At 31.7% G+C, this 23,044-nt stretch carries 23 protein-coding genes; 22 read left to right on the forward strand and 1 reads right to left on the reverse strand.

Going from position 1 to position 23,044, the window contains the following annotated elements:
* The first annotated feature begins 299 nt into the window (after positions 1-299).
* The 16 genes from CLVI_RS09240 to CLVI_RS09315 all read left to right on the forward strand — a co-directional run bounded on the left by CLVI_RS09240 (position 300) and on the right by CLVI_RS09315 (position 16,138).
* The gene (locus CLVI_RS09240; protein ID WP_106059844.1) at positions 300-821 is read left to right on the forward strand and encodes a hypothetical protein; all 522 of its coding nucleotides are present in this window, start codon (positions 300-302) and stop codon (positions 819-821) included.
* 32 nt (positions 822-853) lie between these two features.
* Positions 854-1,621 (forward strand): formate/nitrite transporter family protein, encoded by a 768-nt coding sequence (locus tag CLVI_RS09245; RefSeq protein WP_106059845.1) that lies wholly within the window; start codon positions 854-856, stop codon positions 1,619-1,621.
* Positions 1,622-1,713: 92 nt separating this feature from the next.
* Positions 1,714-2,349: a precorrin-2 dehydrogenase/sirohydrochlorin ferrochelatase family protein gene (locus tag CLVI_RS09250; protein ID WP_106059846.1), complete on the forward strand. Its 636-nt coding sequence runs from the start codon at positions 1,714-1,716 to the stop codon at positions 2,347-2,349.
* A gap of 92 nt (positions 2,350-2,441) precedes the next feature.
* A complete protein-coding gene (gene hemA, locus CLVI_RS09255) occupies positions 2,442-3,479 on the forward strand; it encodes a glutamyl-tRNA reductase (protein WP_106059847.1) in 1,038 nt (345 codons plus the stop codon).
* A 12-nt stretch (positions 3,480-3,491) separates the two neighbouring features.
* Positions 3,492-4,379, forward strand: coding sequence for a hydroxymethylbilane synthase (gene hemC / locus CLVI_RS09260; protein ID WP_106059848.1), 888 nt, complete (start codon positions 3,492-3,494; stop codon positions 4,377-4,379).
* A gap of 16 nt (positions 4,380-4,395) precedes the next feature.
* Positions 4,396-5,892, forward strand: coding sequence for a uroporphyrinogen-III C-methyltransferase (cobA, locus tag CLVI_RS09265; protein WP_106059849.1), 1,497 nt, complete (start codon positions 4,396-4,398; stop codon positions 5,890-5,892).
* A gap of 17 nt (positions 5,893-5,909) precedes the next feature.
* Positions 5,910-6,893: a porphobilinogen synthase gene (gene hemB, locus CLVI_RS09270; protein ID WP_106059850.1), complete on the forward strand. Its 984-nt coding sequence runs from the start codon at positions 5,910-5,912 to the stop codon at positions 6,891-6,893.
* Positions 6,850-8,178 (forward strand): glutamate-1-semialdehyde 2,1-aminomutase, encoded by a 1,329-nt coding sequence (gene hemL / locus CLVI_RS09275; protein WP_106059851.1) that lies wholly within the window; start codon positions 6,850-6,852, stop codon positions 8,176-8,178. Before hemB ends, hemL begins: the two co-directional genes overlap by 44 nt.
* Before the next feature lie 170 nt (positions 8,179-8,348).
* Complete coding sequence (locus tag CLVI_RS09280; protein ID WP_106059852.1) at positions 8,349-9,413, forward strand: aliphatic sulfonate ABC transporter substrate-binding protein; 1,065 nt, start codon at positions 8,349-8,351, stop codon at positions 9,411-9,413.
* Between the two features lie 14 nt (positions 9,414-9,427).
* Positions 9,428-10,267, forward strand: a complete 840-nt coding sequence (locus CLVI_RS09285; protein ID WP_106059853.1) for an ABC transporter ATP-binding protein — start codon at positions 9,428-9,430, stop codon at positions 10,265-10,267.
* Entirely contained in the window at positions 10,239-10,973 is a 735-nt protein-coding gene (locus CLVI_RS09290; protein ID WP_242980637.1) for an ABC transporter permease, read from the forward strand. Before CLVI_RS09285 ends, CLVI_RS09290 begins: the two co-directional genes overlap by 29 nt.
* Positions 10,974-10,997: 24 nt before the next feature.
* Complete coding sequence (cysC, locus tag CLVI_RS09295) at positions 10,998-11,603, forward strand: adenylyl-sulfate kinase (RefSeq protein ID WP_106059855.1); 606 nt, start codon at positions 10,998-11,000, stop codon at positions 11,601-11,603.
* Between the two features lie 10 nt (positions 11,604-11,613).
* The gene (locus CLVI_RS09300; RefSeq protein ID WP_106059856.1) at positions 11,614-13,293 is read left to right on the forward strand and encodes an adenylyl-sulfate reductase subunit alpha; all 1,680 of its coding nucleotides are present in this window, start codon (positions 11,614-11,616) and stop codon (positions 13,291-13,293) included.
* The gene (locus tag CLVI_RS09305) at positions 13,283-13,597 is read left to right on the forward strand and encodes a 4Fe-4S dicluster domain-containing protein (RefSeq protein ID WP_106059857.1); all 315 of its coding nucleotides are present in this window, start codon (positions 13,283-13,285) and stop codon (positions 13,595-13,597) included. The genes CLVI_RS09300 and CLVI_RS09305 overlap by 11 nt, the downstream gene beginning before the upstream one ends.
* Before the next feature lie 14 nt (positions 13,598-13,611).
* Entirely contained in the window at positions 13,612-14,412 is an 801-nt protein-coding gene (cysD, locus tag CLVI_RS09310; RefSeq protein ID WP_106059858.1) for a sulfate adenylyltransferase subunit CysD, read from the forward strand.
* Between the two features lie 16 nt (positions 14,413-14,428).
* Positions 14,429-16,138, forward strand: coding sequence for a sulfate adenylyltransferase subunit 1 (locus CLVI_RS09315; protein WP_106059859.1), 1,710 nt, complete (start codon positions 14,429-14,431; stop codon positions 16,136-16,138).
* 111 nt (positions 16,139-16,249) lie between these two features.
* On the opposite strand, the gene CLVI_RS09320 is transcribed toward CLVI_RS09315, so the two are convergent.
* Positions 16,250-16,423, reverse strand: coding sequence for a Spo0E family sporulation regulatory protein-aspartic acid phosphatase (locus tag CLVI_RS09320; protein WP_106059860.1), 174 nt, complete (start codon positions 16,421-16,423; stop codon positions 16,250-16,252).
* A 283-nt stretch (positions 16,424-16,706) separates the two neighbouring features.
* On the opposite strand from CLVI_RS09320, the gene CLVI_RS09325 reads away from it, so the two are divergent.
* The 6 genes from CLVI_RS09325 to CLVI_RS09350 all read left to right on the forward strand — a co-directional run bounded on the left by CLVI_RS09325 (position 16,707) and on the right by CLVI_RS09350 (position 23,032).
* Positions 16,707-17,435 carry a DUF421 domain-containing protein gene (locus tag CLVI_RS09325; protein ID WP_106059861.1) on the forward strand — a complete coding sequence of 243 codons (729 nt, stop codon included), beginning with the start codon at positions 16,707-16,709 and terminating at the stop codon, positions 17,433-17,435.
* 212 nt (positions 17,436-17,647) lie between these two features.
* Complete coding sequence (locus tag CLVI_RS09330) at positions 17,648-19,054, forward strand: glycoside hydrolase family 1 protein (RefSeq protein ID WP_170065635.1); 1,407 nt, start codon at positions 17,648-17,650, stop codon at positions 19,052-19,054.
* A 208-nt stretch (positions 19,055-19,262) separates the two neighbouring features.
* The gene (locus CLVI_RS09335) at positions 19,263-20,621 is read left to right on the forward strand and encodes a 6-phospho-beta-glucosidase (RefSeq protein WP_106059863.1); all 1,359 of its coding nucleotides are present in this window, start codon (positions 19,263-19,265) and stop codon (positions 20,619-20,621) included.
* A gap of 128 nt (positions 20,622-20,749) precedes the next feature.
* Positions 20,750-21,487, forward strand: a complete 738-nt coding sequence (locus tag CLVI_RS09340; protein ID WP_106059864.1) for a MurR/RpiR family transcriptional regulator — start codon at positions 20,750-20,752, stop codon at positions 21,485-21,487.
* A gap of 70 nt (positions 21,488-21,557) precedes the next feature.
* The gene (locus CLVI_RS09345; protein WP_106059865.1) at positions 21,558-22,355 is read left to right on the forward strand and encodes an amino acid ABC transporter substrate-binding protein; all 798 of its coding nucleotides are present in this window, start codon (positions 21,558-21,560) and stop codon (positions 22,353-22,355) included.
* A gap of 32 nt (positions 22,356-22,387) precedes the next feature.
* The gene (locus CLVI_RS09350; protein ID WP_106059866.1) at positions 22,388-23,032 is read left to right on the forward strand and encodes an amino acid ABC transporter permease; all 645 of its coding nucleotides are present in this window, start codon (positions 22,388-22,390) and stop codon (positions 23,030-23,032) included.
* Positions 23,033-23,044 lie beyond the last annotated feature (12 nt).

The following is a 23,044-nucleotide window of genomic DNA, read 5'->3' on the forward strand; positions in this document are numbered from 1 at the left end:
GTTTGCCGCCGACTTCCTTCAGATTCCACCTCACAATGGACACCCTTGTCTTAAGCTAAATGGTTGGCACTATCAGCCTCCATTACGGACTTTCACCGATTAGTGCACGCCCATGCTGGGCGCACTAGAGAAGAGCTCCTTTAAGGGGCTCTTTTTTTCTAACATAATTTTGTTTGTTTAAATTATATTAGAGAATATAAATCATTAATATTTATAGTTAGTAATAATTATTATATGATATAATAATGGCAATTAAATGAAAATGTTTATTTGTTTAAAATATAATCAAGGAGGAATTTATGGCTAGAAAAATAACTACCATTGGAATTTTTACAGCTGCAATGATAGTTGGAGGATATATACTGTACTTCTTATCAAATCTGGTTCCTATTCCAGGAAGTAAATTTATTATGATGGGTCCATATTTAACATTTGTAATGACGTTTCCACTTATTCGTTATCCTCGTTTTGGTACATTATCGCTTATAAATTTAGTTTTTGGGGGCGTTATGATTATAATGAGCCCTTGGATGACTCTGGCCATAGTAGTTTCAGGTATATTGGCGGATCTTATGATGCTGTTGCCTATATGGTTAAAGGTAAAACAGGTACTGGCAATGGGAGTTTATAACGGAATAAGTCTATTAACTTCATTTTATATTAGCAATTATATAACTGGTAATGCACTATATAAGATTTTAAACTTTGAAGCTCTTTTAGTGGGATTAGGACTAGCTGTTTTAACAGGAATATTAGGTGGTTATATGGGACTAAAGGTAAATAAGAAATATTTGAAATTAGAAAAAAACATCTCCTTTTAAAGTTGAAAAGGAAGATATAAAGGAGGAAATTCATGTTTAATAATGAAATAAGTGCAATTGCTAAGTCGGCACAGGGTAAGATTAATTTTTTAAAAACAAATCCACTAGGATATTTTGTTGCTGCAATGTTAGCTGGAATGTATGTAGGTTTTGGTATTATATTAATATATACTATTGGTGGATTGTTAAATGGAGAACCATATACAAAAATATTAATGGGAGCATCTTTTGGAATTGCATTGAGTTTAGTCATTATGGCAGGTTCTGAATTGTTTACAGGTAATACTATGGTTATGACTATAGGAATTGCTAGAAAAACAGTTGCTATAAAAGACGCAATAAAACTTTCATTTATGTGCTATTTAGGAAATTTTCTTGGTGCTATCATATTGGCTATTCTATATTGGAGTTCTGGTCTTAGTGATGGTCATGTTGGGGAGTTTATTGTACATACGGCTGTAACTAAAATGAATGTAGAAGTCCTACCACTACTTGTAAGGGGTATTCTATGTAATATATTAGTTTGTCTTGCAAGTTGGTCTGGATATAAATGCAAATCAGAAAGTGCTAAGTTAATTATGATTTTTTGGTGTTTATTTGCATTTATCACATCTGGATTTGAACACAGTATTGCAAATATGACACTTCTATTCCTTGCTTTATTAGAACCACATAGTGCAGCTGTATCAATTAGTGGATATGCGTATAATCTATCTATTGTAACAGTAGGAAATATAATAGGTGGTATTGTATTTATAGCAATACCATACTATTTAATTTCAAAGAAAAAAGAGGCGTAATGAATTGAGATAGTCCAGATACACTATAGTATTCTTATCAGTTTTATGAGATATTATAAGTAAGAGTATTTTTGAAATTCGAGGTGTGAAAAATGGCGAAGTATTATCCTATGATGTTGAATATAGAGAATAAAAAATGTTTGATTGTTGGTGGGGGAGACATTGCCCATAGAAAAATATTTGAACTTATAGAATATGGAGCAAGTATTACTGTAGTTTCTCCAAATATCAATGAGAAGATAAAAGTTCTTGCTGATAATAGTGTTATTAATTATATTAAGGATAGATATGACAAATCTTATATTGAAGATATATATATTGTAGTTGCTTCAACTAATGATTTCAAGGTTAATAATCAGATATTTAGAGACTGCTCAGAGAGAAGAATATTAGTAAATATTGTGGATGATCCTAAAAATTGCAGTTTCATAGTGCCTTCAAAGATCAAAAGAGGGGATTTAACTATTGCAATATCAACTAATGGGAAAAGCCCTACCCTTAGTAGATGTATTCGGGAAAATTTAGAGAAGATTTATGATGAAGATTACGAAACTTTTCTTAATATTTTAGGTGATGTACGACAGGAAGTAATGGGGAAATTTAAGGATTATTCTAAGAAAAAAGAGATTTTTAATGTTATAATGAAGAGAGATTATTTAACAAAGTTAAAACTTTTTGGAGAAGATATAGTCCGAGAAGAACTAGATGAATACTTAAAAACTCTGTAAAATTGGGAACCCACAAGGCTAGCTTTGTGGGTTTTATGTTATATTATGTTATAATGAAGTAATTGTTGAAAAGGTTTGAGAGGAGAATTTCTATGTCTAAGATAGTAGTTGCATCAATAAATTTTGATACATCTGATTTAATTATAAGAGAAAAAGTTCATTTTACTGGAAGGAAGAAACTAGCATGTTATGATTTCATTAATGAAAATGAAATTTTAAGTGAAACTATTATACTTTCAACTTGTAATAGAAGTGAAATCTATGGAGTAATAGAGGACGAATCTAAACTTCAGGATTTCTTAAAGATATTCGAAACTATATTTCATTTAGTTCCTGAAGAAATAGAGAAGAATATAGAGCTTAAACAAGGGGATGAAGCCGTTAGGCACATATTTGAGGTTGCTGGCGGTTTTAAATCTATGGTAATTGGTGAAGATCAAATATTAGGCCAAGTAAAGGATGCATATTTTGAGGCATTAGAAGCTCATAGTAGTAGCAAATATTTAAATAAATTATTTTTATGTGCAATAGCTTTTGGGAAAAAATTCAGAAGTTGCTCTGGTATTTCAAATATTCCAACCTCTGTGGGATCTATAGGAGTGAAATTATTGAAAAGTAAATTACAAACCTTGAAGGGAAAGAAAGCTTTAGTTATAGGTCTAGGGGAAATGAATAAAATAATAATGAAATATTTATTAAATGAATCAATGGACAAAATTTACATAGCTAATAGAACTTTAAGAGAGTGTGAGTCTCTTGGAATTGAAGTTGAATTAATTGCTTTTGAAGATAGATATACGGTTATGGATCAGGTTGATACTATAATTTCTTGTACGAGTGCGCCTCATTCTATTATAAAAGACAAGGAGTTTAATAAAAACTTTAATGGCAAAGAGATGTGCATATTAGATCTAGCAATGCCAAGAGATGTTGAGTCAACTATTGCAAAGAATTCAGGGATTGAGATAATTGTAATAGATGATTTAAAGGAAATAAGTAACGAGAGCCTTAAGGAAAGAGTATCGTTAATGGAAAATTGCAGTGAACTTATGGAAAGTCAATTAAAGAAATATTATAAATCTCAAGATAGCTCATATATTAAAGGTAGAGATAACTCTTTAGTGGGTTAGTAGGAGGTAAAAATGCAAGAAAAAATTATTGTAGGTACAAGGGGAAGTGCTTTAGCATTAAAGCAAACTAATATGGTAATTGATATCCTTAAAAAAAAGTTAGAAAATGTGGAATTTGAGATTAAAATAATTACTACTACAGGGGATAGAATACAAGATAGATCTCTAGATAAAATTGGTGGTAAGGGTTTGTTTGTTCTTGAAATTGAAAAAGCTTTAAGGGATAAGGATATAGATATAGCGGTTCATAGCATGAAGGATATTCCAGCTTTTGTAGATAGTGATTTTGAAATCTCACCTCTACTTAAACGTGAGGATCCTAGGGATATTTTGATTTCTAAGGATAATGTGAAGTTTGCAGATTTGCCTAAGAACGCTGTAATTGGAACTAGCAGTTTAAGAAGAGTTATGCAGCTTAGGAACCTAAGAAGTGATTTAATATATCTTCCTGTTCGAGGAAATATAGATTCAAGAATAAAGAAACTTGAGACGGGAGAGTTTCAAGGTATAATACTTGCGGCAGCAGGGCTAAATAGAATGGGTTGGAGTAGTAGAGTTACTGAATATTTCAATATAGATCAGGTTATACCATCTGTAGGACAAGGCGCCTTGTGCATTGAATATAGAACAAATGATATGGTTATAAAAAATATAATACATGAGCAAAATAGAAATAATGAAATACGAGGTATAATGGCGGAAAGATCATTTTTAGAGGCTGTTAATGGAAGTTGCAGTATTGCAATGGGAGCTTTTGGAGAAATTATTGGAGAAGAATTATCATTAAAGGGTTTTTATAGTGAGGACCCAGAGGGTAGACTTATAGTGAAGACAGTTAAGGGAAAAGCAAAGGATTATCAGCTTCTAGGGCAAAGTTTGGCCTTTGAATTGAAAAAATAAAGAAAGAGGGAATATTATGGCTGGAATGGTGTATTTAGTTGGTGCGGGAACTGGAGCTGAGGATCTTATAACTCAAAAAGCGTTAAGGCTTATAAAGGAAGCGGATGTAATTGTATATGATAGACTTATTAATGAAAATTTATTAAGTTATTGTAAAAGCTCTTGTGAATTAATTAATGTTGGAAAGGCTGCGAGTAAGCATATGCTCCCACAAGACAAGATAAATCAGCTTCTATTTGATAAAGCTCTGGAAAAAGAAGTAGTAGTTAGATTAAAAGGGGGAGATCCTTTTATATTTGGTCGTGGTTCAGAAGAGGGCATTTTTTTGAAAAAGAGACAGGTTTATTTTGAAGTTGTACCTGGAATTTCTTCTTTATCAGGAGTTACAAGTTATTCTGGAATACCAATTACCCATAGGGGTGTAAGCAACGAAATTCATGTATTTACAGGCCATGAGAAAGGTGAAAGTGATAGGTTAAGCATTGATTTTAATGTAGTTTCAAAACTAAAGGGAACTTTGGTGTTTTATATGGGACTTTCAAATATTAAAAGAATCTCTGAAGGATTAATTAATGGAGGCATGGATGAAAAGACTCCTATAGCATTAATATCTACTGGTACTTACGGTGATCAAAAGACTGTAACTGATACTTTGAAAAATATTCAAAATTCCTTAGAGGGGATTAAATCTCCTGCTTTAATTGTGGTTGGTCAAGTAGTTAATCTTCGAGAAAGTTTAAATTGGTTTGAATCAAAACCAATGTTTGGAAGGAAGATATTAATCACTAGACATAAGGATAAAAATTTTGTTTTAAAAGATAAACTTGAGCAACAGGGCGCCAGAGTTCATTGTATAGATACTATAGATTTTAAGCCTATAGAAGATAAGACTAAATTATTTAAGGTATTTGATAATATCTCTAATTATGATTACTTAGTTTTTAATAGTGCTAAAGGAGTAGAATATTTTACTCAGGAATTTATGTTATATAAAAAAGATATTCGAGGTTTAGGCAAGCTTAAGATAATCTCCATGGGGGAAATTACTAAGAATAAAATTGAGAAATATTATTTAAATGCTGAATTAGTTTACGATGGATCATCTTCATTAGGTTTTATAGACCTGTTAAAGAATACTGTTAAAAAAGAAGAGAAGATTTTGATTATCGTGTCAGATATAAGTGAAAAGACGAAATATAAAGACTTGGAAAAGTATTGTAATAAGGTAGATGTAGTAGATGCCTATAGTACTGCTATGTTAGAAATTTCTCCAAGGGAGTTACATAAGGTTTGCGATGCTGATATTATAACATTTCATAGCCCCTCGGCTATAAAGAGTTTTTTTAAATTTTTAGAAGAGAGCAGTGTGGATATAGACCTTACAAAAAAGATTTTTGTTACAGTAGGTACTACTACTAAACTTGAATTGACAAATAGAAATATTAAAAATATTAAAGTGGCTAATCCTCATAATGATGAGGGAATGTTAAATACTATTTTAGCGTTATTATAAGAAAGAAGGTAAAAAATATGATTCATAGAGGAAGACGATTAAGACGAAATAGTGTAATTAGATCAATGGTTCGAGAAAATTCTTTAAGTGTAGATGATTTTATTTATCCTATTTTTGTTGTAGAGGGAAAGGGTAAAAAAGAATCTATACCATCAATGGAAGGTCAATTTTACTATTCTGTAGATAGATTAAATGAAGAAATAAAAGAATTAGTCCATTTAGGAATTAATTCAGTAATTTTATTTGGACTTCCTGATAAAAAAGATGAGCTTGGATCTGAGGCTTATGCAGAAAATGGAGTAGTTCAAAGAGCAGTTAGAGAGATAAAAAAAGAATTTAAACAGGTACTAGTAGTAACAGATGTTTGTCTTTGTGAATATACTTCCCACGGCCATTGTGGTGTTTATGAAAATAATGAAGTAGACAATGATAAGACATTAGAATTATTAGGAAAAATCGCTTTATCTCATGCAAAAGCTGGGGTTGATATTATTGCTCCATCAGATATGATGGATGGTAGAGTTGGGTTTATAAGAAATGCTCTTGATAAGCAAGGTTTTGAGGATATAGCCATAATGTCTTATTCAGTGAAATTTTCATCAGCTTTTTATGGCCCATTTAGAGATGCGGCAAAGTCTTGTCCTCAATTTGGGGATAGAAAGACTTATCAAATGGATTTTTGTAACGGACGTGAAGCTATTAAAGAGGCAACCTGGGATGTTGAAGAAGGTGCTGATATTATTATGGTGAAACCGGCTATGAGTTATTTAGATGTAGTGTACAGTTTGAAGGGTAAATTTAATTTGCCTATTGCTGTTTATAATGTAAGTGGAGAATATGCTATGGTAAAAATGGCAGCAAAAGCAGGCCTTATTGATGAAGGTAAAATGATTATGGAAACTTTGTACTCTATGAAAAGAGCTGGAGCTGATATCATAATAACCTATTTTGCCAAGGATGCAGCTAGAATTATGCGAGGTGAATATATTGATAACAACTAATTCAGATAAGTTATTTAAAGAAAGTGAAAAACATATTCCTGGAGGAGTTAATAGTCCTGTAAGAGCTGGAAAAGCAGTAGGAGTTAATCCTTTGATTATAAAAAGAGCAGATAAAGGGCACATATTTGATGAAGATGGAAATGAATTAATTGATTTTATCGGATCCTATGGTCCCATGATATTAGGTCACAATAACCCAATTGTTAAAAAGGAGATAGTGAAGGCTTTAGAGGACTCATTAAGTTTTGGAGCTGCAACAAAAAAAGAGCTTGAGATGGCCGTGTTAATAAAAGAATTACTGCCTTCAATTGAAATGTTAAGGATGGTAAACTCTGGTACAGAAGCAACTATGAGTGCAATTAGATTAGCTAGAGGATATACAAAGCGAGATAAAATAGTGAAATTTGTAGGGAACTATCATGGACATGGAGATTCTCTTTTAGTTCAAGCAGGCTCAGGTATTGCTACACAAGGTATTTCAAGTAGTAGTGGAGTTCCAGATAGTATTATAGAGAATACATTAGTCTTAAATTATAATGACTTTGAGCAACTTGAAGAGTTATTTAAAACTAGCGGTAAGGATATAGCGGCTGTAATAGTTGAATTAGTTTCTGGAAATATGGGAGTTGTACCTGGTAATTTTGACTTTATGAAAAGATTAAGAGAAATAACTAAAGAGTACGGAGTGGTTTTAATAGTAGATGAAGTAATGACTGGCTTTAGAGTTAGTATTGGTGGAGCTCAAAAGCTTTATAAAATAGAAGGAGATTTAATTTGCCTTGGTAAAATAATTGGTGGCGGAATGCCAATAGGTGCCTTTGGTGGCAAAAAAGAAATTATGGAGAGGTTATCTCCACTAGGGGATGTCTACCAAGCAGGTACTTTGTCAGGGAATCCTATAGCAATGACTGCTGGAATAACTACACTGAAATATTTAAAAGATAATCCAAAGGTGTACTTATATCTTGAGGAGTTAGGAGATCGCTTAGAGAATGGAATTAACCTTTTAATAGATAAATATAAAATTGATGCTACAGTAAATAGGGTTGGATCTATGATGACCTTATTCTTCACACGGACTAAAGTAACTAATTTTAGTGAAGCTAAGACGTCAGATGAAAAAGCTTTTGCAAGGTTTTATAAAGAAATGTTAAACCTTGGGCTGTTTTTCCCTCCATCGCAGTATGAAGCGTTTTTCTTATCAAATGAACATACGATAAAAGATATTGATAAGACTATATCATGTGTTGAAAAAGTTTTTGAGAAGATGAATAGATTAGAATAGATTACATAATAAATCAAAAACAATTATTTATTAGGAAGAGTAGAGATACTCTTCTTTTTTTATCCCCTTTTGGAAAACTTTATAAAACATATAGACATTATAGGAATACCATGATAATATAATAACAACAAAAGCATATATGATTACTATTGGATAAAGGAGGGGCTAAAATGCAAAGCAAAAAGATTGTGAAAATTTCCATGGCATTATTAGGAATAGTATTAATGGGGAGTTTAATAGGTTGCTCACCTAAGGAAACAGAAAACACTGAATCAGTTGCTACGGTGGAAGAAAATATTGATGTTAGAGTTGGATATTTTCCAAACATAACACATTCACAAGCTCTTGTAGGAAAAGACCAAGGGAGCTTTCAAACTGCTATTGGTGAAACAAACAAAATAGATTGGAATTTATTTAATGCAGGGCCATCCGAAATAGAAGCACTTTTTGCAGGGGCTATTGATATAGCTTACATAGGACCTGGACCAGCAATTAATGGATATGCAAAATCAAAGGGTGATCTTCAAATTATTGCAGGAGCAACAGATGCAGGAGCAATATTTATATCAAAGGAAGGTTTAGTTATTAAGGATCTAAAAGATTTGAGTGGCAAGACAATTGCAATCCCACAGTTTGGAAACACTCAAGATTTAACTCTTAGAAATATATTATCTAAAAATGGACTTTCCGATACAACAAAGGGTGGAACAGTTGAAGTACTACAAGCGTCAAATGCAGATATCTTAACTCTGATACAAAAGGGTGAGGTTGATGCAGCACTTGTCCCAGAACCTTGGGGATCTAGACTTATTAAAGATGCAAAAGCAAATATTATTTTAGATTATAAGGATTTACTAAGAGATGGACAATACACTACAGCAGTAGTAGTTGTAAGAACTGAATTTTTAGAAGAACATCCTAAAATTGTTGAGGATTTTATAAGAAATCATGTAGAGTTAACTGATTATATTAAGCTAAATCCAGAAGAGGCTAAGGACATAGTCAATAAACAAATTACTGAATTAACTAATAAGGCAATACCAGATGATATTTTAGATTCTGCCTTTAACAGATTAACAGTTACAAATAATCCACAGAAAGATTCAATACTGGAGTTTGTTAAACTTTCAGTTGATGAAGGATTCTTAAAATCAGATCCAGATACAACGGATTTAGTTAATTTTAGTATTCTAAATAAAGTCTTAAAGGAAAAAGGCCTAGATCAAATCGAATAGTGGAGGTGATAAAGTTGAGCCTAATTCTTAAGGATGTAAGCAAGGAGTTTAATACAAAATATAAAAAAACAACTACCCTTGAAAATTTTAATTTAGAAATAAAGAAGGGTGAGTTCGTATGCATATTAGGACCATCAGGCTGTGGAAAATCTACTGTTTTAAATATTATAGCAGGACTTGAAGATGCAACCTCAGGTGTGGTCATACTTAATGGCAATGAAATAACGGGCCCTGGGCCAGATAGAACAGTAATGTTTCAAGAGGCAGCCTTATTTCCATGGCTTAAGGTAATAGATAATGTAGAGTTTGGTATGAAGATGGCTGGAATACCAAAGGAAATTAGAAAAGAGAAAGCTATAGGATATTTAAAGATGGTACATCTTTCAAAGTTTCAGAATTCTTATGTACATGAGCTTTCAGGCGGAATGAAGCAAAGAGTTGCCTTAGCTAGAGCCCTTTCCCTTGATTCTGAAGTATTGCTTATGGATGAACCCTTTGCAGCTCTTGATAGTCAGACTAAAATGATTTTACAGTTAGAATTGCAACGTATATGGGTGGAAACTAAAAAGACTATTGTTTTTATTACTCATAATGCAGAGGAAGCTGTTTATCTAGCAAATAGAGTTGTAGTAATGGCAGCTGGCCCTGGTAGAATAAAGCAGGAATTTATTATAGAGTTACCTAGGCCAAGACAAATGGAAAGTCGTGATATTTCTTATTATACTGGTAAGATAATGAAAGCATTAAAAGAGGAGGTGGAGAAGGTTGCAAAAGCAGAATACGATGGTGGTTGGAATATTAAAGAAGATTCTGTTCTATATTCTAATGATTCTAATATGGGAGGGGATATATAAACTAGGGGTAGATATTCTAGGAATTTGTAAACCCTATGTTTTTCCATCACCTATAGATGTTTTTAGTACTTTAATAGGGCTAATAAAAGATAATACAATGAGTGTAGCAATTGGTGCAAGTATGAAAAGAATTGTAATGGGATATTCTATTTCAATAGTAATAGGAGTTACTATTGGATTTGCAATTGCTAAATTCAAATATTTAGAAGAAAATGTAGGGCCATTAATTTTAGGACTTCAGACATTACCAAGCATTTGTTGGCTACCTTTTGCTATTTTATGGTTTGGATTAAGTGAGGGTTCCATTATCTTTGTAATCGTAATTGGTTCTACCTTTGCTGTAGCTATAGGGGTTAAATATGCAATAAAAAATGTAAATCCGTTATACATAAGAGCTGCTAAAACTATGGGAGCTAAAGGCGGTAAAATTTATACTCAGGTAATTTTACCTGCAGCTTTGCCTGATATAGTTAGTGGGTTAAAGCAGGGTTGGTCTTTTGCATGGAGAGCTCTTATGGCAGGCGAAATGCTTTCTGCTACAAAGGGGTTAGGTCAAGTATTAATGGTAGGTCGTGATTTAGCTGATATTAGTCAAGTTGTAGCAGTTATGATAACAATAATAGTTCTTGGATTATTAGTTGATAAACTTATATTTGAAAGATTAGAGAAAAACATGAGACATAGATGGGGTCTTGATAGAACATAAAAAATTGATTGAGGTGAATATAAAATGGCAACAGAGAATCTTACCTGGCATAGTACTAATGTTACAAGAGTTGATAGAGAAAAACTATTGAATCAAAAATCAAAATTATTATGGTTTACCGGATTATCGGGCTCTGGGAAATCCACAGTAGCGAACGCTTTGGATAAAAGTTTAAATGAATCTGGTAAATTGACTTATCTACTTGATGGAGATAATGTTCGTTGTGGTATAAATTCAGATCTTGGATTTTCAATTGAAGATAGAAAAGAGAATATAAGGCGAATAGGTGAAATCGGAAAGCTATTTATTGATGGTGGTATTCTTCTTCTTGCATGTTTTATATCTCCACTAAAAGAAGATAGAGAAATTATTAGAAAAACACTTGGTGAGGATTTTGTTGAAATATTCGTAGATTGTCCCCTTGAGGAATGTGAAAAAAGAGATCCTAAAAGCTTGTATAAAAAGGCTAGAGCAGGTGAAATAAAAAATTTCACAGGAATCACTTCACCTTATGAAAAGCCTGAAAATCCAGAAATAACAGTGCATACTGATACCCAAAGTATTGAAGAATGTGTAGAAAGTATAAAAGCATATTTGGGATCTGATACTACTGAAGAAGATCATAAATAAGGAGGCAACTATGAAACTAGAAATAAAAATATTGGAAACGGATGTAATAGTTGTTGGTGGAGGCACTGCTGGTTGCTACGCTGCATTAACCTTAAGTGAAAAACAAGATGTGGACATTATAGTAGTGGATAAGGCGAATATAAAAAGAAGTGGATGTTTAGCTGCAGGAGTTAATGCAATTAATGCTTATATTAATGAAGGATCTACTCCAGAGGACTTTGTGGACTTTGTAAAAAAGGAAGCTGAGGGGATTATACGAGAAGATCTTGTATATTCTATTGCTAAAAATTTAAATAAGGTTACAAAGAATATGGAGAATTTAGGACTTACTATCTTAAAGAATGAACAAGGTAAATATGTTACTCGTGGCAAAAGAAGTATTAAAATTAATGGAGAAAACATAAAACCTCTTCTTGCAAAACAAGTAGGTTTAAAAGAAAACATAAAGGTTTTAAATAAGGTAAATATAATAGATTACATCGTTAAAGATAACCAAGTTATTGGGGCTTATGGCTTCAGTATAGAAGAAAACATTTTCTATGTAATCTACTCTAAGGCAGTTATTTGCACAACTGGTGGCGCGTCTGGCTTATATAAACCTAATAATCCTGGATTTTCTAAACATAAGATGTGGTATTCACCCTTTAATACTGGGGCAGGTTATGCTATGGGAATAAGAGCTGGTGCTGAGATGACCTCCTTTGAAATGAGATTTATAGCACTAAGATGTAAAGATACCATAGCTCCTACAGGTACTGTTGCCCAAGGTGTTGGTGCAGTGCAAGTTAATGCTAAGAAACAAGAGTATGTTAAAAATTATGGCAAACCTCTAACTACAATAAGATTATTTGCAACTGTAGAGGAAAATAAAAAAGGGTTAGGCCCTTGTTATTTAAAAACTAAGGGTATTTCCAAAGAGGTAGAAGAAGAACTTTATAAGGCTTATCTTAATATGGCTCCAGCTCAAACTTTAAAATGGATTGAGGATGGTAAGGGTCCTAGTGTAGAAAATCTAGAGATAGAAGGTACAGAACCTTATATAGTTGGTGGACATTCTGCCAGTGGATATTGGGTAGATACTAAACGAGCTACAACTGTTTCCGGCTTGTATGCAGCTGGAGATGTAGCAGGAGGAAGTCCTAAAAAATATGTAACTGGCTGTTTTGTAGAAGGTGAGATTGCAGCTGAGGCAGCAATTGAATTTATAAAAAATAAGAAAAGACAGTTAATAGAACCAGATGTTATCAGTTCTAAAGCTATGTTTTTAGAAAATTTTCTTAAAAATGAGGATAGTATGTTTTCTATAAACCAAGTTGAAGAGGCAATGCAAAAGGTAATGGATGAATATGCAGGTGGAATATCTAAGAATTATGTTTTTAATTCCACAAAATTGCACATAGCTAGGGCGAAGATTGAGGAACTTTTAGTCTTGTCTAATAGATTGAAAGCTAAGGATATGAGAGAACTTCTTCAGATATTTGAAGTTATTGATAGACTGTATGTTTGTAAAGTTTTAATAGTTCATCTTCTAGCAAGAAAAGAAACTAGGTGGAAGTGCTACGGTGAAAATGCAGACTATCAAGAAAAAGATGACAGCCTACTTAAATATGTAAATACAATATATAAAGATGGCAAGGTTGATGTAATACTCAGAAATTTAATAAAGAGGGATGAAGTCTATGAGCATTAAAATAGATCGACAAAAGTGTATAGGTTGCGGTAAATGCCTTGAAGCTTGTCCTGGAAATCTTATATGTAAAAGAGATGACTCAAAAGCTTTTATAAAATTTCCAGATGAGTGTTGGGGTTGTACCGCTTGTGTTAAAGAATGTCCGGTCCAAGCTATAAACTATTATCTTGGAGCAGATATTGGAGGCAAAGGAACTTACTTCAATACTAAAAAGGAAAAAAATATTCTCTATTGGCACATTGTTAAGCCTAATAAAGAAGAGATAATTATAACAACAAATGAAACAGAAGCTAATAAATATTAAGGGGGCAAAAAATCATGGATCATTTAGATACACTAGAAGCAGAAAGCATTTTCATATTAAGAGAATCGTATAAAAAATTAGGTAAGCTTGGAATGTTATGGTCAATCGGAAAGGATTCAACAGTACTACTATGGCTAGCTAAGAAGGCGTTCTTTGGACATTGTCCATTCCCTTTTATTCATGTAGATACAAAGCATAAAATTCCTGCAATGATTGAATATAGAGATAAAATTGCTAAGGAATTTGATCTTGATCTTATAGTACATACAAATCAAGAAGCTATAGATCAAGGAATGGGACCAAGTCGAGGAAGACTAAATTGCTGTAAAGCTCTAAAAACTGATGGACTTCAACAAGTAGTTACAAAATATGAATTTGATGGGTTAATTCTAGGAATAAGAAGTGACGAGGAAGGTTCTCGTTCAAAGGAAAGAGTATTTAGTGAAAGAAATAAGGACTCAGAATGGGATTACACTAATCAAGCACCAGAACTTTGGGATCAATTTAAAACAGATTTTCCAAAAGGAAATCATATTAGAGTTCATCCTATTCTTCATTGGAATGAAATTGATATATGGGCTTATATACAAAGAGAAAACATTCCAATTATAGATTTATATTTTGCTAAAGATGGCGAAAGATATAGAAGTTTAGGTTGTGCAGAATGTACTGGTAAGATAAAATCTACTGCCAGCAACATAGATGAGATTATTGAAGAATTAAAAAATACTACAACCGGTGAAAGAGCAGGTAGGGCTCAAGATCAAGAAGATGCTTATGCAATGCAAAAACTTCGTAAAGATGGATATATGTAAGAAAGGGGTGTTACTAATGGAAAACAATAGAGAAGTATTAAGAATAGTTACAGTAGGACACGTAGACCATGGCAAGTCTACAGTAATCGGAAGATTGCTTTATGATACAAAATCACTGCCAGAAGGCGCTATTGATAGAGTTAAGAAAATTGCTAAAGAAAAAGGTAAACCCTTTGAATATGCATATCTATTAGATGCTTTTGAAGAAGAACAAAAACAAGGAATAACGATTGATACAACATCTCTTCAATTTCATACGGACAAGAGAGATTACGTAATTATAGATGCTCCAGGGCATGTGGAATTTCTTAAAAACATGATTACAGGAGCGGCCAGCGCGGAAGCTGCACTTTTGATAATAGATGCTCAAGAAGGAATTCAAGAGCAATCTAAAAGACATGGTTATATACTTTCTTTATTAGGTATTAAGCAAGTCTATGTGGTAGTAAATAAGATAGATCTTATTGATTATAATGAAGAAAAGTTTAATTCAATAAAGAAACAAATGAATGAATTTTTAGGAAATTTAAATGTTTATCCTTCAAAATATATTCCTATTTCAGCATTTTACGGTGAGAATTTAACTTCAAAATCAGACAAATTATCTTGGTACACGGGAGAAACTGTTCTTGAAGGCTTAGATCAATTCACTCAAGAAACTGGACTTGAAGTAAAACCTTTAAGACTACCTATACAAGATGTATATAAGTTTGATAATAGAAGAATAATTGCAGGAAGAATAGAAGCAGGTACCCTTAACATTGGAGATGAAATTCTTATTTCTCCAGATAATAAAACTACGAAGATTAAGAATATTGAATATTATGTAGAAAAGGACAAAACACAAACTGTAAGTGCCGGTATGTCAGTAGGTATTACTTTTGAAAATGAATTTTTCAATAAAAGGGGAGAAGTAATCTCGCATAAGAAAAATCCGCCTATTATTGCAGATGTTTTTAAAGCTAATATATTTTGGATGGGAAAAAACAACTTTGTAAAAGGTAAAAAGTACAAGATAAAGTTAGTAACTCAAGAAGTGGAATGTGAAATTGTAACCTTTAACAAGGTTATAGATGCCACTACTTTAGGAACTTATGAAAATGCACTTGAGGCAAAAACTAATGATGTAGCGGAAGTTACTATAAAGACTAAGGAAAAAATATGTTTTGATAAATTTTCAGATAACCAAAATACAGGTAGATTTGTAATAGTAGATGGTTATGATGTAAGCGGTGGCGGAATTATTTCAGACACGGTAAAGTCAAAAGAAGCAATTAGAACTAGCTTTATAAAAGATGAAATTAAGCTTGAGATAAATTGTTTTGATGAATATTATTATGATATTAAATCATCATCAATCAAGAAAAAATCATTAAAATCAGTTCAATATAGTGTTGGGCAAGCTGTGCCTTTCCGTGGGGAAAGCTATGATTTTACAGAAGATTTTGATGTAATATCATTGCATTCTAACTTTGTTGCTAAAATAAGGGCTGGTAAGTTAAAGGATGTAATAGCCTTGGAAGGGTATTCTTATGAGAATATAGCTGGTATTAATGAAGATGGATTCGAAATAAAGTTGACTTCTTCAAAAGACTTAGAAACATATAAACTTGAGTATGGAAAAGGAATTAATGATGTCTTTGCAAATAAGTGGCTTGATTTTAGTAAGTATAGAAATGTAAAATTTAGTGATATTATAGAAGAAACACTAGAATATCAAATTTAAATCAATTAGGAGGGATTATACTCTTCTTTTTTTTGTTATACTTTATATATAATTAATTGGAACATTACATTTACTAATGGTGCAGAATTAGCAGATTAAGAAAGTATAAGACTAATCCTTATTGCAAAGTGTACACTTGCAAACCAACACATCTAAATATTGACTTAGGTCAATTATTTCTTTATCAAGCAAGTTGTGGTTTTTCTTAATTATTAGATCATTTAGCATAAGTCTATACTTCTCTATATCAGTATGCAAAGTGCAATTAGTACAAAAAAAACTCACAATATCACCTCCATGTATAATTTTTATCTAAAATCCTTTGGGAATACCTGGGTTATTAATATATCCCTATTATATGCGAACTAATGTTCTGTGTAAAGACATTTTTAAGAATTTTAGGTAGAAATATGAGAAAAAGGTGAATAATTATAAATAATTGTGTTTAAAAACTATATAAAATTTATCTATACCATATAAGAGGGAGTAACCCTCTTTTTTTTATGCCTAATATATTATGAATAGGACATAATACATTATGAATCAGGTTTTAAGGAGTTGTGTAGATATGGAATTAATGATGGATCTTTTAATAGTTACAGGAAGAATATTAACTATCTTACCTTTAATGTTAGGAATTGCCTTATACATGGGAAAACGTTCTATTGGTGAGCTTCCAGTTTTTGATTTTTTAATAATAATTATTTTAGGTGCAGTAGTAGGTGCTGATATAGCAGATCCTGAAATACCACATATCCATACTGCAGTAGCAATTATATTAATTGGATTATTCCAAAAGGTAGTTTCAAAGCTTGTTATTAAGCATAGAAAATTAGGGCATAGGATTACTTTTGAACCTACAATAGTTATTCAAGAAGGTAAGTTCATACCTAGTAATCTTAAAAAAATAAGCTATTCTATAGATAATATTCTTCAGATGACGAGAGAACAAGGGGTATTTGATATGAAAGAGATATATATAGGTATTGTTGAAGCAAACGGTAAGCTATCTATATTAAAGAATGATAATAAAACCTCAGTTACAATAGAAGATATGAATATATCAAAAAAGTCTGCATCATTATCTTACCCTGTAATTATTGATGGAGAAATATACAAGGAGACATTATCAAGACTTGATTTATCTGATGCCTGGCTACTACAGGAATTGATAAATCTTAACATTAAGAGCTCAGGTGAAGTATTCTTTGCTTCCGTAAATACAAAAAAGGAGCTTCATGTTTCGCTAAAAAGTTATAAAGTAGATCAGAATAAAGTAATACCTATATATAATTAACCTGGTAACTATCTGATAAAGTATGATAATGAAAAAAATCAATTAGCGAGTATTTTGTAGCAGTTAAAATGCCGTTCTAAAATTCTATATAAAATAGTCTAAAAAAATAGAATTAGGTTCTATTATACTTGTAAACTGTTGCAATATATATTTTTGTATTATATAATGATGTTGTTAAAAAAAATGATTTGTTAAATTAGGAGGAAATTATTATGACTTTTAAGAAGGACTTTTTATGGGGAGGCGCAGTAGCAGCTAACCAATGTGAAGGAGCATACAATGAGGACGGAAAAGGTTTATCAACACAAGATGTTGCACCAAGAGGTATCGTAGGTCCAATCACAGAAGAACCAACAGATGATAATATGAAATTAATAGGTATTGATTTTTATCATAGATATAAAGAAGATGTTAAGTTATTTGCTGAGATGGGATTTAAAACATTTAGAACATCTATTGCATGGTCTAGAATATTCCCAAATGGAGATGATGTTACTCCTAATGAAAAGGGGTTACAATTTTATGATGATTTATTTGATGAGTGTTTAAAATATGGTATTGAGCCACTAGTTACAATTTCTCATTATGAAACTCCTTTAGCTCTTGCGAAGAACTATGATGGTTGGGTAAATCGTAAGTTAATAGGATTTTTTGAGAATTATGTAACAACAATTTTTGAAAGATATAAAAACAAGGTAAAATATTGGCTTACATTTAATGAAATTAATTCAGTACTAAATCAACCTTATATGAGTGGTGGTATATTTACAGATAAAAGTAAATTAACAAAACAAGATTTATATCAAGCAATTCATCATGAATTAGTAGCAAGTGCAATGGCTGTGAAGATTGGTCATAAAATTATGCCAAATGCAAAAGTTGGATGTATGATTTTGGGTGTGCCAAATTATCCATTGACACCTAATCCAGATGATGTACTTGAAGCTATGAAACAAGATAGAGAAAATTTGTACTTTGCAGATGTTCATGTAAGAGGAGCATATCCTAAATATATGGATGGATATTTTAAAGAGAATGACATTAAAATTATTATGGAACCAGGAGATGAAGAGATACTTAAGAATACAGTAGACTTTATTTCTTTTAGCTACTATGTCAGTTCTTGTGCAACAGCAGATCCTGAAAAGCTAAAAACAGCAGAAGGAAATCTTTTTTCAGGTGTTCCCAATCCATACCTTGAAGCCTCAGCATGGGGATGGCAAATAGATCCAAAGGGATTACGTTACATGCTTAATCTTTTATATGATCGTTATCAAAAACCTTTATTCATCGTTGAAAATGGCTTAGGTGCTATTGACGAATTAGTAACAGATGAAAATGGTAATAAAACAGTAATAGATGATTATAGAATTAAGTATTTAAATGATCATTTAGTTCAAGTAGGTAAAGCAATAGAAGATGGAGTAGACGTAATGGGATATACTACTTGGGGATGTATTGATCTTGTTAGTGCATCAACTGCAGAACTTAGAAAGCGTTATGGTTTCATTTATGTAGATCGTAATGATGATGGAACAGGAACTCTAGACAGATATAAGAAAAAGAGTTTCAATTGGTATAAAGAAGTAATTTCAACTAATGGAAAAAGTTTAGTATAAGATTAAAATACCACGTTATTCGAAAGAATTTGTGGTATTTTTTTGCTTTTCCATATCATAAAAATATAAAACAGATTGTTTTATAATAAAACAAATACCTAAAGGCTTTGATATGTACCTAAAGTGCAGAATCCTAAGTAATTGCCTATGTCATATGCTATCCTAAATACAAGAAGAGCAAATTAGTTATTATAGGAGGTAGCCCAATATGAAAAAGATAAAAATAGTTACTATTGGTGGAGGATCAAGTTATACACCAGAATTAATTGAAGGTTTTATTAAGCGTAGAGATGAATTGCCTATTAAGGAATTATGGCTTGTTGATATTGAAGAAGGAAGAGAAAAATTAGAAATAGTTGGTGCCATGGCTAAAAGAATGGTAAAGGCTGCAGGTGTAGATTGGGAAGTTAAATTAACTCTTGATAGACGAGAAGCATTGAAGGATGCAGATTTTGTATCAACTCAGTTTAGAGTAGGTCTTTTACCTGCAAGAATAAAGGATGAAAGAATTCCTTTAAGCCATGGGATTGTTGGACAAGAGACTAATGGTGCAGGCGGAATGTTTAAAGCTTTTAGAACAATTCCTGTGATTTTAGACATTATAGATGATATGAGGGAGTTATGCCCTAATGCTTGGTTAGTTAATTTTACAAATCCGGCAGGAATGATAACAGAAGCTGCTATAAATTATGGTGGTTGGGAAAGAACTGTTGGACTATGTAATGTACCAATAAACAGCATTATAAAGTGTGCAGAGGTATTACAAGTTCCTCAAACAGAGTTGTTTTTTAAGTTTGCAGGATTAAATCATTTCCACTGGCATAGAGTTTGGGACAAGCAAGGAAATGAAAGAACTGCTGAATTAATTGAAAAGATGTATAATCCAGAACTTGCCCAAAGTGATGGAAAATCTGAAGTAGCTAATATTAAGGATATAAAGTTTAATTATGAACAAATTAAGGATTCAGGAATATTACCTTGTCCATATCACAGATATTATTATGCAACAGATGATATGCTAGAATCAGAATTAGAGGAATATAAAAAGAACGGAACTCGCGCAGAAGTAGTAAAGCAAACTGAAGCAAAGCTGTTTGAATTATATAAAGATCCAAAGCTTGATTATAAACCAGAACAATTAACAAAACGTGGAGGAACTCATTATAGTGATGCAGCTTGTGAATTAATAACTTCAATATATAATGATAAAAGAAGTGAAATGGTAGTTAGTACAAAAAATAAGGGAGCTATTGAAGATTTACCATATGATGCAATAGTGGAAATTTCAAGTATAATAACTTCAAATGGTCCTCAACCAATTAATTGGGGTAGGTTTGAACCGGCAGCTAGAGGAATGGTTCAACTTATGAAGGGTATGGAAGAAACTACGATATCAGCGGCAGTTACAGGGAATTATGGAAGGGCACTTCATGCATTTACAATAAATCCATTAGTTCCAAGTGGGAAGATAGCTAAGGATTTATTAAATGAATTGCTATTAGCTCATAAAAAACATTTACCACAATTTAAGGATACAATAGAAAAATTAGAAATCTTAGAAAAATAAAATAGTATTTTAAGAGAAGTCTTTATTTGAAAATAAAGACTTCTCTTCTGTTATATATTATAATAAAAATGATTCGAATTATTGATATAATCTGAATTTAGAAATCCTTGGAAGAAGGTTTAATTAGAATGTTTAATTATGAGATTATTAAGAATTTAAATGAGTTAGAATTGACTTTGTATAGATATATAATGAAGAATATTGACAAAGTAATCTATATGACAATTAGAGAATTGGCAGATGAAGCTCATGTATCAACAACAACTATATTGAGATTTTGCAAGAAATTAAATTGTGAAGGTTATTCAGAGTTTAAAGTAAGATTAAAGATGGAATTACAAAATAATCAAAGTATAGATATTAATAATGATACTTCCGCAATCATTGATTTTTTAAAGAAATTAGATAATGATGAGATAGATGATAAAATGAATAGTATATGTGACTTAATAAATGAGGCTAATAATATTGTATTTATTGGTTCAGGAACCTCAGGTATATTATGTAAGTATGCAGCAATATATTTTTGTGCTTTAGGGAAAATAGCAATGTATATTGATGATCCTTATTTCCCAACAAATTATAAGTTTTGTGAAAGTTCTGTAGTTATAGTATTATCAGTTTCAGGTGAAAATGCTGATATCATTAATAACATAAGCAATTTAAAAAGAGAAAACTCTACAATTGTAAGTATAACAAATAGTTCAAATAGTACTATAGCAAAAATATCAGACTTAAATATATCTTATTATGTTAAAGAGGAAAAAATAGGTGTCAGTGATATAACTACTCAAATCCCAGTACTATTTATGATAGAAAGTATAGGGAAAAGATTCCATAGCAAATATTTAGCAGATAAAAATTAAACTCTTGCACAGAGCGCTTTAGTGTGATAAAGTAATGAATAGGTAATCATGATGGGAAGGGGAGAATAATATGAAGATTAAAAGTTTATTTAAAAAAGGTTTAATATTATCAATGATAGGGGTATTAGCAGTTGGTATGGTAGCGTGTGGCACAACTGATAAGGAATCAAGTACTATGGATAAGGATACTTTAGTATTAGGTTTTGATGACACATTTGTTCCAATGGGATTTAAGGATGATGATGGTTCTTATACAGGTTTTGATATTGAACTTGCGAAAGAAGTTGCTAAAAAACTTGATAAGGAAATTACTTTTCAACCAATTGATTGGACTATGAAGGAAACAGAACTTAATAATGGAAATATAGATTTTATTTGGAATGGTTTTTCAGTAACTGATGAGAGAAAAGAAGTTGTAGATTTCTCAAAGGCTTATTTAAAGAATAGACAAGTTATTATAACTTTAGCTGATTCAAGTATTAAGACAAAAGAAGATTTAAAAGGAAAAACCGTAGTAGCACAGGATCAATCAAGTTCGGTTGAGGCTATTGGAGATTACAAAAGTAACTTTAAAGAATTAGTTACGCTACCTACTAATGATGATGCATTAAGAGATTTAGAGGCTGGTAGAAGTGATGCAGTAGTAGCAGATGAAATTTTAGTTAGATATTATATTAACCTTAAGGGTGCTGATAAATATAAAATATTAGAAGATGACTTTGGCACAGAAGAATATGCTGTTGGAATGAGAAAAGATGATACTGAATTAGTTGATGCATTAAATAATGCTTATGATGAAGTTGTTGAAGATGGAATTGCATCAGAGATCGCTATCAAATGGTTTGGTGAAGATATAATACAAAAGTAAAAGTAAAAGTAAAAGATGGAGGATAAACCCTAATGAGTACAAGTTTAGAATTAATGCCACAACTATTAGAAGGACTTATTATGACACTTAAGGTATTCGTATTTACACTAGTTGTATCAATACCCCTTGGAATAATTGTTTCTTTAGGTAGAATTTCAAAGGTTAAAATAATAAAAACAATAACAGGGATCTACGTTCTTGTAATGAGAGGAACACCCTTGTTATTACAGATTATTTTCATATTTTTTGGACTTCCCATAATCGGAGTAAATATAGAAAATAGATTCCTAGCAGCAGTAGTTGCATTTGTACTTAATTATGCTGCATATTTTGCTGAAATATTTAGAGGTGGAATACTTTCTATAGATAAAGGTCAATATGAAGGGGCGGCGGTTTTGGGCTTGTCAAGTAGGGACACCTTTCTTAGAATTATTTTACCCCAGGCATTTAAGAGGATATTACCACCTGTTGCAAATGAGATAATAACCTTGGTTAAGGATACGTCACTTATATATGCAGTTGGACTAGACGAACTACTTAAAGCTGGTAAAATTGCAGCTAATAAACTTTCTTCTTTGTTACCTTTGGTACTAGTTGGTATTATATATTTACTGCTTATTGCCATATTTACAAAGGTGCTTTCAAAGATCGAAGAAAAGTACAACTATTATGAGTAGGGGGAAGAAGGT

It is taken from the genome of Clostridium vincentii, from assembly GCF_002995745.1.
Classification (GTDB): Bacteria; Bacillota; Clostridia; order Clostridiales; family Clostridiaceae; genus Clostridium; species Clostridium vincentii.

Excerpts from the sequence above, each read along its gene's own strand:
- CLVI_RS09240 (WP_106059844.1), top strand. The coding sequence starts at position 300 with ATGGCTAGAAAAATAACTACCATTGGAATTTTTACAGCTGCAATGATA.
- CLVI_RS09245 (WP_106059845.1), top strand. The coding sequence starts at position 854 with ATGTTTAATAATGAAATAAGTGCAATTGCTAAGTCGGCACAGGGTAAG.
- CLVI_RS09250 (WP_106059846.1), top strand. The coding sequence starts at position 1,714 with ATGGCGAAGTATTATCCTATGATGTTGAATATAGAGAATAAAAAATGT.
- hemA (WP_106059847.1), top strand. The coding sequence starts at position 2,442 with ATGTCTAAGATAGTAGTTGCATCAATAAATTTTGATACATCTGATTTA.
- hemC (WP_106059848.1), top strand. The coding sequence starts at position 3,492 with ATGCAAGAAAAAATTATTGTAGGTACAAGGGGAAGTGCTTTAGCATTA.
- cobA (WP_106059849.1), top strand. The coding sequence starts at position 4,396 with ATGGCTGGAATGGTGTATTTAGTTGGTGCGGGAACTGGAGCTGAGGAT.
- hemB (WP_106059850.1), top strand. The coding sequence starts at position 5,910 with ATGATTCATAGAGGAAGACGATTAAGACGAAATAGTGTAATTAGATCA.
- hemL (WP_106059851.1), top strand. The coding sequence starts at position 6,850 with ATGCAGCTAGAATTATGCGAGGTGAATATATTGATAACAACTAATTCA.
- CLVI_RS09280 (WP_106059852.1), top strand. The coding sequence starts at position 8,349 with ATGCAAAGCAAAAAGATTGTGAAAATTTCCATGGCATTATTAGGAATA.
- CLVI_RS09290 (WP_242980637.1), top strand. The coding sequence starts at position 10,239 with ATGATTCTAATATGGGAGGGGATATATAAACTAGGGGTAGATATTCTA.
- cysC (WP_106059855.1), top strand. The coding sequence starts at position 10,998 with ATGGCAACAGAGAATCTTACCTGGCATAGTACTAATGTTACAAGAGTT.
- CLVI_RS09300 (WP_106059856.1), top strand. The coding sequence starts at position 11,614 with ATGAAACTAGAAATAAAAATATTGGAAACGGATGTAATAGTTGTTGGT.
- CLVI_RS09305 (WP_106059857.1), top strand. The coding sequence starts at position 13,283 with ATGAGCATTAAAATAGATCGACAAAAGTGTATAGGTTGCGGTAAATGC.
- cysD (WP_106059858.1), top strand. The coding sequence starts at position 13,612 with ATGGATCATTTAGATACACTAGAAGCAGAAAGCATTTTCATATTAAGA.
- CLVI_RS09315 (WP_106059859.1), top strand. The coding sequence starts at position 14,429 with ATGGAAAACAATAGAGAAGTATTAAGAATAGTTACAGTAGGACACGTA.
- CLVI_RS09325 (WP_106059861.1), top strand. The coding sequence starts at position 16,707 with ATGGAATTAATGATGGATCTTTTAATAGTTACAGGAAGAATATTAACT.
- CLVI_RS09330 (WP_170065635.1), top strand. The coding sequence starts at position 17,648 with ATGACTTTTAAGAAGGACTTTTTATGGGGAGGCGCAGTAGCAGCTAAC.
- CLVI_RS09335 (WP_106059863.1), top strand. The coding sequence starts at position 19,263 with ATGAAAAAGATAAAAATAGTTACTATTGGTGGAGGATCAAGTTATACA.
- CLVI_RS09340 (WP_106059864.1), top strand. The coding sequence starts at position 20,750 with ATGTTTAATTATGAGATTATTAAGAATTTAAATGAGTTAGAATTGACT.
- CLVI_RS09345 (WP_106059865.1), top strand. The coding sequence starts at position 21,558 with ATGAAGATTAAAAGTTTATTTAAAAAAGGTTTAATATTATCAATGATA.
- CLVI_RS09350 (WP_106059866.1), top strand. The coding sequence starts at position 22,388 with ATGAGTACAAGTTTAGAATTAATGCCACAACTATTAGAAGGACTTATT.